Raw genomic sequence first — 14,759 nt, forward strand, 5'->3', positions numbered from 1 at the left:
ATGGAACTTGCTAATTTGTCGGCCAATTTACGATCGCCCGACGAAGCTGTCGATCGCCACCCTGTGACGGTTGATCCCTCAACTTCGCTCCCAGAGGCGATCGCCCTGATGCGTCGGACGAGCAACCCCTGCCCACTGCCTAATTCACCTGCACTTCCCGACTCAAACGAAACTGTAAAAGCATCGATTAATTGCGTCTTAGTTGTCGATGAAAATCAGCTAGTCGGACTGCTAAGCTCGGAAGATGTGCTGAACTTAGCCGCGGCCGAATACGGATGGCAAGGCATGAAAGTTGCCGAGGCAATGACGCGGAATTTAATTGTCTTACAAGAATCAAAATTTACAGATATTACTACCGCATTCAAGCTATTTTGTCAATACTCGCTCGACTACTTGCCAATTGTAGATGAACGGGGTCAGCCAGTAGGTATAGTCAGCGAAAAAAGTATTCGCCCAGCAATGTATAGCTGGATAGAGGCACTGCATCAAGAAGTGGCAAAACTCCAGGAACAATGCGAACTGTTAGAGGGTAATTGTGAACTAGAAAAAGTCAGCGATCGCCAAAATGCCGAAAATGCCATGCGGCAGAGCGAGGCGCGCTACCTGGCGATTGTGGAAGACCAAACCGAACTGATTTGCCGCTACCTCCCCAACGGTAAAATAACTTTTGTCAATCAAGCTTACTGCCGTTATTTCGGCCTGCAGCAGTTCGACTTACTCGGCAAATGCTTCATGTCGCTACTGCCAGAAGCAGACCGAGAAATTTTTCAACAGCAATATACTTCTGTGTCTCCCGAAAACCCTATTTTTACCTGCGAACATCGAGTAATTTTGCCGAGCGGGGAAATTCGCTGGCAGCAGTGGATCGATCGGGCTATATTCAACGAGAGCGGACAAATCGTCGAGTATCAAGCAGCAGGCCGGGATGTCACGGATCGCAAACAAGCAGAAATCGCTTTGCAGCAGCTCAATGCAGAGTTAGAACGGAGAGTGCAGCAGCGGACACAATGGTACGAAATGGCAGTATCGGCAGGCAAAGTGGGGGTTTGGGACTGGAATTTGGAAACCGACGAAATCTATATTGCTCCGTCTTTGAAAGCTTTGTTGGGCTATCAGGACGCAGAGATTCCTAACCGCATGGAAAATTGGGCGTCTCACGTTCATCCCGACGATCAAGTTGCCGTCGAGGAAGCAGTAAATGCTTATCTAGAGGGTGTGACAGAAATTTATGAAGTAGAACACCGGATGGTGCGTAAAGACGGCAGCACCTGCTGGATACTTGCCCGCGGCAGCGCGATCCGATCGGCTTCTGGCAAGGCATTACGCCTGACTGGCACTGACACCGACATTACCGATCGCAAATTGACCGAAGAAAAACTTCAAAACTCCGAAGCCGAACTGCTGGCGCTGTTTAACGCCATGACGGATATCGTGCTGGTTTTCGACGCAAGCGGTCGCTACCTCAAAATCGCCCCCACGGCTCCCGAACTGCTGTACAAACCTGCTCCGGAAGTGCTGGGCAAAACCCTCGCCGAAATCTTCCCAGAAGCGGAAGCTAATTTTGCCCTGGCCCACATTCGCCAAACATTGGCATCTGGGGAAACCCACAGAGTTGAATACAGGATGGAAATTGGCTGCAAATTATTTTGGTTTGATGCCAGTATTTCGCCACTGGATTGTGATCGGGTGATGTGGGTAGCCCGAGACATTACCGCTCGCAAACACGCAGAAGCTGCATTGCAAAAGAGTGAGGAAAAGTTTCGCAACTTATTTGACGATGCTCCGATCGCGCTTGGTTTGGCAAGCGTGCGCGACTACCGCACGATCAAAGTGAATGAAGCTCACCGCCAGATGTTGGGCTACAGCGATTCGGAGTTGGCTAGCATGACTTTTAGTGAACTCACGCATCCAGAAGATCTACACGCAGATGTAGAGGAAGTCAAGCAGTTGATCTGTGGCAAGATTTCTCGCTTCCAAAGGGAAAAACGCTTGATTAAGAAGAATGGCGAGCTGATGTGGGCAAACTTGACGGTGACGTTGATCCGCGATCGCGAGGGCATTCCTCTCTACAGTATGGGGGCGATCGAAGATATCAGTTATCGTAAGCGAGCAGAAATGGAATTTCAGCAGTTAAAAGAACGCCTGCAATTTTTGCTGGGTTCTAATCCGGCGGTAATTTTTACCGCCGCACCGACGGGGGACTTTTGTACTACTTACATCAGCGACAACGTTCAGACAATCGTTGGCTACGATCCCCAAGAATTGTTAGCAGATTGTAAATTTTGGTCGAGCCGGATTCACCCTGAAGATCGACCACAATTTCTCGTGAATTTTTTGGATTTATCCGAGGAAAAAAATTGCATTTGCGAGTATCGTTTTCTACACCAAGACGGAAGTTACCGCTGGCTAAGGACGGAACTAAAATTATTGGTTGACAGCATGGGCATTCCGATCGAAATTATTGGTTATGCCGCTGATATTAGCAATTCTAAATACGCCGAACTCGCTAGGGGGCAGCAGTTCGAGCAAGAACGGCTTGTGGAGGCGATCGCCCGTCGTGTCCGCCAGTCTTTGCAATTAGAGGAAATTCTCAACACCACGGTTGCCGAACTCCAGCAAGTATTATTAGCAGATCGAGTTTTGGTTTATCAACTTTTACCCAAAAGCGGCGGGCGAGTCATTGCTGAAGCCGTGGCAGAAGGATGCAGCCAACTCGTAGATAGATGTTTTGGCGAAGAGGTTTTTCCCCCTGACAGTTATCAGCTTTATTTGCAAGGGCGAATTTCTGCAATTTCCGAACTAGATTCTCCCAGCATTACACCTTGTGTGATGGAGTTTATGAAACAAATTCAAGTTAAGGCAAAGTTAGTAGTGCCGATTATTCAGCACAGCAAACTTTGGGGATTGCTGATTGCCCACCAATGCGATCGGCCTCGTGATTGGAAAGAATGGGAAATCAATTTATTTCAGCAGTTGGTGAATCAATTGGCGATCGCCATTCAGCAATCTTTACTTTACCAGCAACTGCAAGCTGAACTGAACGACCGCAAACAAGCGGAAGCAAATTTAAAAAACTCCCTCAGAGAAAAAGAAATTTTGCTCAAAGAAATTCACCACCGCGTCAAAAACAACCTCTGCGTGGTGGCTAGTCTGTTAGAATTGCAATCGAACACAGTTGCCGACCCGCAAGTAAGCAAAATGTTTGAAGAAAGTCAGAATCGCCTTTATTCTATGGCTCTGATTCACGAAAAACTGTACCGTTCGACTAATTTAGCGCAAATTAATTTTGGTGAATATCTCGAAGATTTGGTAAGTAATTTGTTTCACTCTTACAATATTAGCAACAACCAAATTCAGTTGCAGGTATTAGCTGAGCCAATTTCCCTAAATCTTGAAACCGCTACTCCCTGCGGTTTAATTGCCAATGAATTGGTTTCAAATACGCTGAAACACGCTTTTCCTGATGGCACAACTGGTACAGTTAGTGTAGAATGTTATCAAACGGGCGATCGAGAAATCAACCTCTTAGTTAAGGACAACGGCATTGGCTTTCCTCAAAACTTAGATTTTCGGAAAACTCACTCGATGGGGTTTCAAGTTGTCTGCACTTTAACCGAGCAGTTAGAAGGAACCATCGAAATATCCAGAGAATTTGGTACATCCTTTCACTTAAAATTTAACGAGTTAAACTACTTTCAAAGATTGTAAGAATATGAGTTTTGCCGAAAAACCAATTAAGATTTTGATTGTCGAAGACGAACTGTTAATTGCTAAAAATTTATCCCCAAAACTAGAGAAATTGGGATATCAAATCGCCGATATAGTTTCTTCAGGAGCGGATGCCATCCAGCGCGCCCACGAACTAAGACCCGATTTAATTTTAATGGATATAGTTATCAAAGGCGACATTGACGGCATAGAAACAGCAGCAATAATTAATCAAGAATTAGATATACCAATTATCTATACAACTGCCTATGCTGACGACGAAACTTTGCAGCGAGCCGAAAATACTGGTTCTTACGGCTACCTACTCAAACCTTTTAAAGAAAGAGAAATGCACGCCACTATCAAGATAGCACTGAGCAAACATCAAGAAGCAGTTATGTTGAAAAAATTAATGGCGTTAGCAGCAGAAAAAAGCGAAAATAGATCGCGCTTTATTTCAATGGCTTACCACGATTTAAACACTCCTTTAACTACCATACAGTTATCGGCTGAAATGTTAGAAGATAGCGACTTGCAGAGAAACCCCGGAACTAGCAATAAAAATGTTGACCGAATTAAAAAAGCCGTCAGTAAGATGAGTGGGCTGCTGGAAGATATTTTAATGCTTAGCAAAGCAGAATCCGGGAAAATTTCCTTAAACTTAAATCCGATCAATGCGACGGATTTATGCAATTCTATTTTAGAAGAACTGCAACCTATCGTCACCGAAAAACACCTAGTACATTTCCGCAGTCACACAAATCCGCTGCACGCCAATCTCGATGCCAAACTACTGCACCACCTTCTGACTAATTTGCTTTCAAACGCTATTAAATATTCTCCCAACGGTGGGAAGGTAAGTTTAGACCTAAGCTGCGAAAACCAACAAATAATTTTGTGCGTTCGAGATGAGGGAATTGGGATGACACCGGAATATCAAGGAAAACTATTTCAGCAGTTTGAACGGGGTGCTAATGTAGGCAAGATTAAAGGATCGGGTTTGGGACTCTGCATTGTCAAACACATCGTTGACCTGCACGGCGGTACAATAAGTGTGGAAAGTGCGATCGACAAAGGTACTACATTTATTGTCACGCTGCCTTTTTTAGTCAGTAGTCAGTAGTCAGTAGCTAGTAGTCATTAGTCATTAGTCATCTATCCTTCTTCCTTCTTCCTTCTTCCTGACATCCGTTACATCCGTGGAGCGAATCCGTTGCCGAACTTCCTTCTGCGATAAATCTATTGGGAGACAAAAGTTCGATCGCCCTATCTTCTTCTCCCCCCGCCGCCTTCGCAAATCGCTCAGCCAAAGCAGGTACAATAGTCAAAGGATTGCTGAGACCCGAAAAAACGTGCAATCCAGGGCGATCGGCAATCGGCCCCACTACAGGCAAATTATCAGCGCTGAAGGCCACACTACACTCGTGCCAACTTGCCGGTAAACCTGCCAAATCAGGCAAAACCTTGCCGATTCCTGCACGAATTGCCGTTTCGCTGGTTTCGCGATCGACTTTAGCATTCAAATCGCTCAAAGTGCGCGACAATTGCCCGATCCGCAAACTCCCATCATTAAATTGAATTGCACCCGAATCTAAAATCGGTGGCAGCAACTCTTTACCAGGTTCATCCCAAAGAAAATCCACCTCATTTTTACTAGATTTAGCTTCTAATTCAAAACGTTTTAATACCGCAGGCATCACCAAAGTCCTGAGTTTCAAATCCACAGGTGCAGTTTCCAAAATCTCCGTGCGAGTAAAATAAACTCCCACAGAAACACCCGCGGCTTTCAGCAAACTCCGACTCCAACCTCCAGCACAAATAACCGTATTTTGGCAGGTATAACTTTCCTGTGCCGTCTTGACTCCCGAAATCCGATTGCCCTCTTCTATAAACCCAATTACTTCAGCAAATTCTATAGTTCCTCCCAACCGCAGAAACCCTTGACAATAAGCTTTATTTGTGGCAGTCGGGGAAATGTGACCGTGACGCACAGTCAGAGCTCCGGCGATCGCACTTTTATTCAGCAAAGGTTCCAACTCGCCAGCTTCTGCAACACTCAAAAGCTGCGGCACAATCGCAAAATGCGCGTAATTAGACGCTACTTTTTCGGCATCAGTACCCGCATCAATTGTCAGCAACAAATCCAACTCGCGAAACTCAGTCTCAGCATCTAATTGGGCCGATAAATTGCGGTGGCGTTCAATACCTTCCCGACACAATTGGCGAGTTAAATCAGTCGTCCCTGACCAATAAGCCAAGCCGCCATAACTAAAACGAGTAGCATTTTGCATGGTGGCATCTCGTTCCAAAAGCAGCACAGCAAAACCTTTTTTTGCCAGTTCGTAACTCAGTGCCGCACCAGTAATGCCGCCGCCGACAACAATCCAATCGTAACTTTTCATGGGCAACTCAAAGGGAAGGAAAATATCATGCTTAGATTTTAGCTTAGTTTTTTCCGAACAAATCGAAAAACCTCTACCTACAGGAAGAGGCTGCCTGCGATCGCCCTAACTGAAACTTCCACCCGTCGGGAGATGTTTGTGCAGGGATATTTTTCGTTCAATAGTAGGAATTAGAGTCAGCAAAAAATTAGAAATACCAGAGAGGTTTTTATGAGTATCGACAAACCGGGCAGAGATATGGAGCGCACTGTCAATCCGGGCGATCGTATTTCCGACGAACCCCAAACCATTGAAGAAAAAGCGCAGCAACTGGCGGTAGACCACGTACCCGACATCGTGGGAGATGTTGTTACAGTTCCAACTTATGTGATCGTAGAAGAACCGGATGGGGAAAAGAAAGCCCTGCACCACGTCAAAGACGCCGAGGAAATTTCTGACGTAATTCGGCAGGCCCGCGTTGACGAAAATGGCGAACGGATTTGGGATTAAGTTCAATCCAATAAAAACGGCTTTGTTGTACAAAATTTATCGCTAGAAATCATGGAAACAAATCAAAGAAATAGTACCCCTTATCCCAATATTCCGCCGATTCTAGAAAGTGACGACAGAGAGTATCGCGACGCCGGCATTACGAGTACGCTTTCAGTTGCAGGCCATCCCATCCACCCCATCATCGTCATCTTTCCGGTAGCCTTTTTAGTAGGAGCCGCGGGCACGGACATCGGTTATTGGCTCACAAGCGATCCGTTTTGGGCGAGAGCTTCGCTTTGGCTGATGGGTGTGGGTTTTGCTGCGGGGATTTTGGCAGCAATCACGGGCTTTTTAGATTTTTTCAAAGTTAAAAGAGTGCGCGATCGCAGTGCCGGTTGGTTGCACATGGGCGGCAATGTGGCGGTTATGGTACTTACCCTGATTAACTTGCTGTTGCGACAAGGAAATCCGGCTGAGCCGATCGTATACACAGGTTTAGCCATATCGATCGTCGTGGCAACCTTGCTGGGCATTACAGGCTGGTTCGGCGGCGAACTAAGTTTTCGCCACAAAATCGGCGTCATCGGCCCTACCAGTCATAATTCCTAGGTTTCTGACCATTTTTAGTATGGAATTCCGTCCCTCTTCATTGGATAATTTAGGACTAAAATCTTGACTACAAACTTAAAGATTGTCCCAGCCAATTGAGATAAGCATCGCTGCCAGCGATAATAGGAATAGCAATAATTTCGGGAACTTCATAGGAATGGAGTTCCTGAACTTTTGTTTTTAAAGCCTCAAATTTAGCCAAATCAGTTTTAATCACCAACTGCCACTCTGGCTCGGAATGAATCTCGCCTTGCCAACTATAAATCGAGCGAATTGGTGACAAACTCACACAAGCAGCCAGCTTGTGTTCAACTAGAGATTTCGCCAGATTCTCCGCCTCCGGCTCCGATGCCACAGTTACCAGCACCACCCCAAAATTAATTGTCATAGTCATCAGTGAACAGTGAACAGTCATCAGTCAACAATCAACCATTAATCTCATTAACTTCCCAAGAATTGACTCTGCCAGCCCCAGCTAAGGAAAAATAGCGCCTAGTAGATTCGGGCAAAATAGCTCCCGCCAACAAAGCATTATCTAAATTAGTTCCTATTAACGTCGCCTCGCTCAAATCTGCCGCCATCAAATCTGCTTGACACAACTTTGCCCAATTCAGATTTGCCCCTCTCAAACAACTTCCCCTCAACTTAGCCCCGGTTAAATTTGCACCCGCCAACTTTACCCCACGCAACTGAGCCGCGCTGAAATTCGCCCCCGCCAAATTCGAGCCTTCCAAATTAGCTCCCATTAATTTAGCTTCACTCACGTTAACGCCACTCAAATCTACACCGCAGAGATTCACCCCTGTCAACTGCGCTCGCCGCAGACTGACTCCGGTTAATTGAGCTCCAAAAAGTTTTGCACTATTGAGCCTTGCACCGTAAAGGTTAGCCCACTTAAAATTAGCACCCGTCAAATTCGCGCCCAGTAAGTTAACTAATTGCAAGTCGGCGCTGCACAAATTGGCATTCCACAACACAGCACCCCGCAGGTTGGCGCTAGTTAAAGTTGCGCCGCTTAACTTTACTCTGGGCAATTTTGCTTTTACCAAAAAAGCTCCACTCAAATTAGCTTTTGTCAAATCTGCACCCGAAAGTTGGGTTTCGCCCATTTTGGCAAAAGTCAGATTTGTTCTTTGCATCTGTGCATCTTTGAGTGTTGCTTTGGTGAGAAACGCTCTGCTGAGGTTCGCCCCGGAAAGATTAGCTCGCGAAAGGTTGACTCCGATTAAGATTGCTCCGCTGAGGTCTTTCCCGCTGAGGTCGGCTCCAGTAAAGTCTCTTTCTCCTTTTTCGTAATTGTTGAGCAGTTCACTAACTTCCATAGGGCATCATACCTTCTATGATTGGGGGGTTTCGATCCAGAAATCTTTACTGTTAAGGTTGTTTCAGAAAGGAAACTGTTTCAGAAAGGAAACTGTTTTAGCATTTGCCTCAAACGGTATAAATTTCATTAACATCACTTTCTGTTTAAAGGCAATCTCTTAATAAAGATTTTATATCTTCCTCGCGGTAGCGATCGCGCTTTCGGTATTTTTGAATTAAAAGTTAATGTTTCTTGACATAGATACTCGTTGCTTAAGGCTCGACCGTAATTCGCAACTTCAGGCGCAGCGTGCCCTTGAATCCTGCAGGAGGTTGCCAGGAACTCAAGGCCCTCTTGAGAGTCTCTACAGCGTCTGTTGCTTGCAGCGTCGAGGTTTGAGTGTCGTTAGCGAAGCCCTCGAAGAGGATCGCCAATCGGGCAACGCGGCCGTCTTGTACCAATAACTCCCACACCGTTTCACCGCTAACCCCCGCCGGGAGATTAACCGATTGCAGGTATTGAGTCAAAGTGGCGATCGCCCCGGCATCCAACCCTTGGGCGCTAACTACTTGAAGGCGAGAAGCCAAAGGCTTCGGGCGTTGCGACTCACCGTAACCGGGCTGCCGCGGCATAGCAGGAGCTGGACTCACCGGTGCCGAGTTGCGAGTCGAGGTAACGCTGCGAGTGCCGCCCCTAGTTTGCTCTGCCCCCTCCGACTCGAAAATACCTTCATAGCTGACACCCTGCGGCAATTCCACAGGCACTTGCACGCGGCGACGAGATCCATCTGGTTCGACTCGCACTTCTTCGCTCACAGCCACAAAAGCCGTGTATTCCGAAAGCAACCGATAAGTCAGAGCAGTATTAGTCACAGCTTCCACCAGAGATTGAGTCTCGCCACCAAACATTTGGTTCATTAAATCTTTAATGCGCGATCGCCCCCAAAGTTGAGCTACCGCCGGATTGCCAAAATCCGTAGCCGTTGCTGCGACTGAAGTTGACTCCCGCTGTCGCCCGCCGACGGATTGAGCAAAATTAACAGGTAAAACTTGCTCGTAAGTTTTGCCGCCCGCAAGAGTGCCGCGGATGCGAAGTTGGCCGGAGGCTCGATCGATCTTTTTGCCAAACAAAACCAATGGCCCACTCGCAAACAAGTCTGGGGGCGCGATCGGATAAATCTGCGGTTTTTCCCCCATTCCTTCCCAACTAATTTGAATATTAGTCAATACCGGACTATTAATTTCCCGAAAAAACTTTTCTGCTGCTTCTGCCGACGGTTCATCTTGACGAATTACCTGAGACGTGCCTCTTCCCACTTCCGCCAAACGGTTGAGCAAAAACCGATTCACCGAACCGCCAACACCAAAACTATAAAGTCGATTTCCAGGTTTCAGGCTCTGCTGAACCAGAGCCAGCACTTCATTTTCATTACCAATGTAACCGTCAGTAATTAATACAATACTCCGCAGCCTTCCCGTTGCCGCCGCCGGAAAATTCATCACTGCTTGAATGCCGTCAAACAATTCACTGCCACCGTTAGCCTGCAATTTTTCGATATAATTAATTGCTTTTTGTCGATTTTCTGGAGTATTTGCTAAAGGAGTTGTTGAAAGCGCTTTGGCAGTGTTTGCAAAATCAATAATAGTAAAAGTATCGTTGGGATTGAGCCCTTGAATGAAGCGGCGCATCAACTCCTTAGATTTTGCCAGCGGTTCGCCCTGTTGAGAACCGGAAGAATCCATCAGAAACACGACATCTTTAGGTACAATTTCATTAGTTTTGTAGTTTAATGCCGGAATTATATAAGTAGCAAAATGACCGCCCCGCTTGTCCGATTGAGTCAAAATAGTTGCCCGAGTATTTTGGCCCGCGACTCGATAGCGCAGAATTAAATCTTTATTGGGAATTGTGTCTGAATTGGCTAATTGGACTTGCACAATATTGCCGCTGCGGTCAGTTGTAATTTGATGAGAAGTAGAGCGGACATCGCCGATCGCAACTCCGGCATCTATTTCTACCGACACAGCAATATTGTGACCAGATCGCGTTCCCGGAGGCAAAACAGGCGGGTTAATGCGATCGGCGTCGGTATTAACCCCCAGGGGGTTGGGAGGGGTCGAATTTCTCGAAACATAGCGCGGCCCTACCACCATTGGAAACACAAATTCGTAATCGCCGCCAGCAAACTTGAGACTTTCCGTGTAGCGAATAGTAACTTCAATTTTTTCTCCTGGTTTGATATTAGCGAGAGACTGAGTAAAAATATTATCGCGTTCTTGTTCCAACAAACCCGCAGTCCTGCCTTGCTTTCTGGCTTGTTCGTAAATTTCCAAAGCTTCCTCGCGGCGTTTGATATCAGCTTTAATAATTCGTGAGCCTATTTTAATTTCCATATCATCCACCGCCGCTTCGTCGGGCAAAGGAAATACATAAACAGCTTCTATAGATTCAGGAAAAGGATTTTCAAACTTCTGAACAACTTCGACGCGGGAGATATTGCCAGCTATTTTGGCTTTAACTTCAGTCTGCTTGAGAGGAAAGACTTGTTCTGGAGTCGTATTGGGAGTTTTGACGAACAAACCGCCGACTCGACAGCTAGTTTTGGGCGATCGTCCGCCATTGCAATTAACATCGTTACTAGCGAGGATTTTCGGCGACACAGACGAATAATTTTCCCCAGGATCTTTTGCTCGCGCTGCATTGGGAGCGAGCCACGCGCTACACTCGTTAGCGAAGCCCTCGAAGAGGATCGCAGCGAGCAATGCCATACCAGTACAAAGCAACCGTTGAGGGGATAGAAGGCAGACAAACTTCATAGCTGTTTTTTTTTAGCAGACTTGAGGTGCTTTGTATACCATGACTTTACCATTGCCGAAACGTTCCTGAGTTAGCTTTTTGGGAAAAATGACTGAGCGCGTAGGGCTGATTTTTGATTGACTCCACAGGCGCTAATCGGGGACTGGAACTTTTGTCTAGACTGCTGTGGGCTTCCATCCGTATTGGGGTGAGGTCGGTTGGGGCGATCGTCCGCGAACCCAACCTAGAAGATTGTATGATAGTTAAATAATTAAATAACTCTAACCTCAACTTCTCAAGCTCTAATAAATTGAAATTGCCATGAATTTTATCAATCCCAAAACCGACTTTGCCTTTAAAAAAATCTTCGGGTCTGCTGAGAGTAAGGACATTTTGATTAGTTTCTTAAATGCCATGCTCTACGAAGCACAGCCAGTCATCGAAGACTTAGAAATTATTGACCCTTATTTAGCTCCAAAAATCAAAGGAGTCAAAGATACTTACTTGGATGTCAAAGCTAAAATTGATGGCAACAAAACGGTAATTATTGAAATGCAAGTATTGAATGTAGAGTCATTCGAGAAGCGGATTTTATACAATGCCACTAAAGCTTATTCGATGCAGCTAACCACAGGAAGCCGTTACAGCTTGTTAAACCCTGTGATTGCTCTGACGATTACCGATTTTCAAATGTTTGAGCATTTGGAAACAGTGATTTCGCGCTTTGTTTTCAAAGAAAAAACTTTTTTAACCGACTATCTAGCTGATGAATTTGAACTTGTGTTTGTTGAGTTGCCAAAATTTGACAAGACATTACAGGAGTTAGAAACGCTGACAGATAAGTGGATATATTTCATGAAAACTGCTCAAATTTTACGGTCGGTTCCCGAAGAGTTGGGAAATGTGCCGGAACTGCGGCAGGCTTTTGCAATTGCGAATGAAGCGAATCTCGATCCTGATGAATTGGAAGATTTAGAAAGGCGAGAAATTTTCATTCAAGACCAGCGCGGTGCAATTACCAAAGCTACCAGAATTGGCATCGAACAAGGCCTCGAACAAGGCATCAAACAAGGAAAGTTGGAGCTAGTTGTGCGGCTGTTGGAGCGCCGTGTCGGTCCGTTGTCGTCGGAGATTCAAACTCGCATCAGTCAGTTATCCGCTGAACAATTAGAGAATTTAGGAGAGGCAGTTTTAGAGTTGGCCAGTGTGTCAGATGTGACAGATCGGTTACAGACATATTTGTGAGGAAGGGAAAAAAGCCTGGGTGAAGGTGGTTTTCTCAGAAGATCGATCGCCCTTGATTGTTCATCAGCCCAAAGCGCACTGATGAACAATCAACCGTTTTGAAATTGGCCCACCAGCTCAAAACCCCTGCAAACCGCCCGATCGAGGTCGTGGGCCACTCGTCCTATCCCCAGCCGTATTTGATAAATGGTCAAACACTGCTGGACAATTTTTGATTTTAGCTCTTAGAGTTGAGTGTTACCTTAACTAGAAACAGAAACATCTAAAGTCGAAAATCCTATGAGCAAATTTGTGTTTGTGACTGGCGGCGTGGTTTCCAGCATCGGCAAGGGTATTGTCGGTGCTTCCTTGGGCCGCCTATTGAAGTCGCGGGACTATTCTGTCTCGATTTTGAAGCTAGACCCATATATTAACGTTGACCCCGGCACTCTGAGCCCGTTTCAGCACGGAGAAGTTTTCGTGACGGAAGACGGTGCAGAAACTGACCTGGATTTGGGGCACTACGAGCGTTTTACCGATACTTCCATGTCTCGCCTCAATAGCGTCACCACGGGTTCCATTTATCAAGCGGTGATCAACAAAGAACGCCGGGGCGAGTATCAGGGGAGCACGGTGCAGGTGATTCCGCATATCACTAATGAGATTAAAGAGCGAATTCACCGAGTAGCCAAAAATACTAATCCCGATGTCGTGATTACGGAAATCGGCGGAACGGTGGGAGATATTGAATCTTTGCCATTTTTGGAGGCAATTCGCCAGTTTCGCAAGGATGTCGGCCGGCAAAATGTTGTGTATATGCACGTCACGCTGATACCTTGGATTCCTTCGGCTGGGGAGATGAAAACTAAACCGACTCAGCATTCGGTGAAGGAATTGCGGTCGATCGGCATTCAACCAGATATTTTAGTCTGTCGGTGCGATCGCCCGCTGTCTTTGGGCATGAAACAGAAATTGTCGGAATTCTGCAACGTACCCGAAGAATGTGTCATCACCGCTCAAGATGCCAAAAGTATCTACGAAGTGCCGCTGATGATGGAACAGGAGGGTTTGGCGGAACAAACCATCAATTTGCTGCAACTGGAACATCGCCAGCCAGATTTACATCAGTGGCAAACTTTAGTCAACAGGCTTTACAGTCCAAATCACAAAATTGATATTGCTTTAGTTGGTAAATACGTGCGGTTGAACGATGCTTATCTTTCGGTGGTTGAAGCTTTGCGGCACGCGGCAATTGCCATCGGCTGCGACCTGAATTTGCACTGGATTAACTCAGAAGATTTAGAATCGGGAAACCTCGATAATTATCTCAAAGATATCAACGGCATTCTTGTACCGGGAGGTTTTGGGGTTCGGGGAGTTGACGGCAAAATAGCCGCGATCGAATATGCTAAACACAACAAAATTCCATTTTTGGGATTGTGTTTGGGGATGCAGTGTGCTGTGATTGAATGGGCGCGCAACACCGCTCAACTCAAAGATGCCAACAGCGCTGAATTTGACCCGGATACAGCAAATCCGGTAATTAATTTATTGCCAGAACAGCAAGATGTAGTCGATTTGGGCGGTACAATGCGACTGGGTTTGTATCCGTGCCGTGTCAACCCAGACACGCTAGCTTTCAAACTTTATCAGAAAGAAGTGATTTACGAGCGGCACCGCCATCGGTACGAATTCAACAACGCCTACCGCAATCTTTTCTTAGAATCAGGTTATGCCGTCTCCGGTACATCTCCAGACGGCCGATTGGTAGAAATGATCGAATTGCCCAACCATCCTTTTTTCATAGCCAGTCAATTTCACCCCGAATTCCAATCTCGACCTAGCACCCCCCACCCATTGTTTCAAGGGTTTATCCAGGCAGCTAGCATCCAGGGAAAGCAGGATGTTTTAGAAGATGAGGGTCGCGACTTGGTGGCCGGGAAAGTTGTCGCAAACTGATCTGATATCATGTGCGATCGATTAGTTCTGATATATTAGATGTCTGTAGGGGCGGTTCAGAGTAGACAATATTCAAATCGCCCCGACAATGGACATTACAAAACCCGCCCAACAGACCAATAGGATTTGATAGGGGTCGCACTTATCGGACTAGATATCGGGCAGCATTCTCAACGAGTGAAAGACCTCACCCCCCAACCCCTATACTAGGGCTGGGGGGCTAGTACCGCAAGGGAGAAGGCAGAAGGCAGAAGGCAGAAGGCAGAAGGCAGAAGGTAAAAATCTGA

At 46.2% G+C, this 14,759-nt stretch carries 11 protein-coding genes; 7 read left to right on the top strand and 4 right to left on the bottom strand.

Going from position 1 to position 14,759, the window contains the following annotated elements; translation table 11 throughout:
* Both QUA90_RS15940 and QUA90_RS15945 read left to right on the top strand, forming a co-directional pair.
* Positions 1-3,708 (top strand): PAS domain S-box protein, encoded by a 3,708-nt coding sequence (locus tag QUA90_RS15940; RefSeq protein WP_333446481.1) that lies wholly within the window; start codon positions 1-3, stop codon positions 3,706-3,708.
* Between the two features lie 4 nt (positions 3,709-3,712).
* A complete protein-coding gene (locus tag QUA90_RS15945; RefSeq protein WP_333325574.1) occupies positions 3,713-4,831 on the top strand; it encodes an ATP-binding protein in 1,119 nt (372 codons plus the stop codon).
* Positions 4,832-4,859: 28 nt separating this feature from the next.
* Here QUA90_RS15945 and QUA90_RS15950 read toward each other — a convergent pair whose 3' ends face one another.
* Positions 4,860-6,110 carry an FAD-binding oxidoreductase gene (locus QUA90_RS15950; protein WP_333325572.1) on the bottom strand — a complete coding sequence of 417 codons (1,251 nt, stop codon included), beginning with the start codon at positions 6,108-6,110 and terminating at the stop codon, positions 4,860-4,862.
* 210 nt (positions 6,111-6,320) lie between these two features.
* Here QUA90_RS15950 and QUA90_RS15955 point away from each other — a divergent pair, with 210 nt between their 5' ends.
* Positions 6,321-6,599, top strand: a complete 279-nt coding sequence (locus QUA90_RS15955) for a hypothetical protein (RefSeq protein ID WP_333080318.1) — start codon at positions 6,321-6,323, stop codon at positions 6,597-6,599.
* 51 nt (positions 6,600-6,650) lie between these two features.
* A complete protein-coding gene (locus QUA90_RS15960) occupies positions 6,651-7,190 on the top strand; it encodes a DUF2231 domain-containing protein (protein WP_333080316.1) in 540 nt (179 codons plus the stop codon).
* Positions 7,191-7,257: 67 nt separating this feature from the next.
* On the opposite strand, the gene cutA is transcribed toward QUA90_RS15960, so the two are convergent.
* The 3 genes from cutA to QUA90_RS15975 form a co-directional block, all read right to left on the bottom strand.
* Positions 7,258-7,578: a divalent-cation tolerance protein CutA gene (cutA, locus tag QUA90_RS15965; protein ID WP_333325652.1), complete on the bottom strand. Its 321-nt coding sequence runs from the start codon at positions 7,576-7,578 to the stop codon at positions 7,258-7,260.
* A gap of 37 nt (positions 7,579-7,615) precedes the next feature.
* Entirely contained in the window at positions 7,616-8,512 is an 897-nt protein-coding gene (locus QUA90_RS15970) for a pentapeptide repeat-containing protein (protein ID WP_333325568.1), read from the bottom strand.
* 253 nt (positions 8,513-8,765) lie between these two features.
* Complete coding sequence (locus tag QUA90_RS15975) at positions 8,766-11,309, bottom strand: VIT domain-containing protein (RefSeq protein WP_333325566.1); 2,544 nt, start codon at positions 11,307-11,309, stop codon at positions 8,766-8,768.
* A 113-nt stretch (positions 11,310-11,422) separates the two neighbouring features.
* Here QUA90_RS15975 and QUA90_RS15980 point away from each other — a divergent pair, with 113 nt between their 5' ends.
* From QUA90_RS15980 to QUA90_RS15990, 3 genes are all read left to right on the top strand, one after another.
* The gene (locus QUA90_RS15980; RefSeq protein WP_333325564.1) at positions 11,423-11,560 is read left to right on the top strand and encodes a hypothetical protein; all 138 of its coding nucleotides are present in this window, start codon (positions 11,423-11,425) and stop codon (positions 11,558-11,560) included.
* Between the two features lie 50 nt (positions 11,561-11,610).
* Positions 11,611-12,534 carry an Rpn family recombination-promoting nuclease/putative transposase gene (locus QUA90_RS15985; RefSeq protein ID WP_333325562.1) on the top strand — a complete coding sequence of 308 codons (924 nt, stop codon included), beginning with the start codon at positions 11,611-11,613 and terminating at the stop codon, positions 12,532-12,534.
* A 279-nt stretch (positions 12,535-12,813) separates the two neighbouring features.
* Complete coding sequence (locus QUA90_RS15990) at positions 12,814-14,472, top strand: CTP synthase (RefSeq protein WP_333325560.1); 1,659 nt, start codon at positions 12,814-12,816, stop codon at positions 14,470-14,472.
* Positions 14,473-14,759 lie beyond the last annotated feature (287 nt).

The sequence above is a fragment of the Microcoleus sp. D3_18_C4 genome, assembly GCF_036702355.1.
Taxonomy (GTDB): Bacteria; Cyanobacteriota; Cyanobacteriia; order Cyanobacteriales; family Microcoleaceae; genus Microcoleus.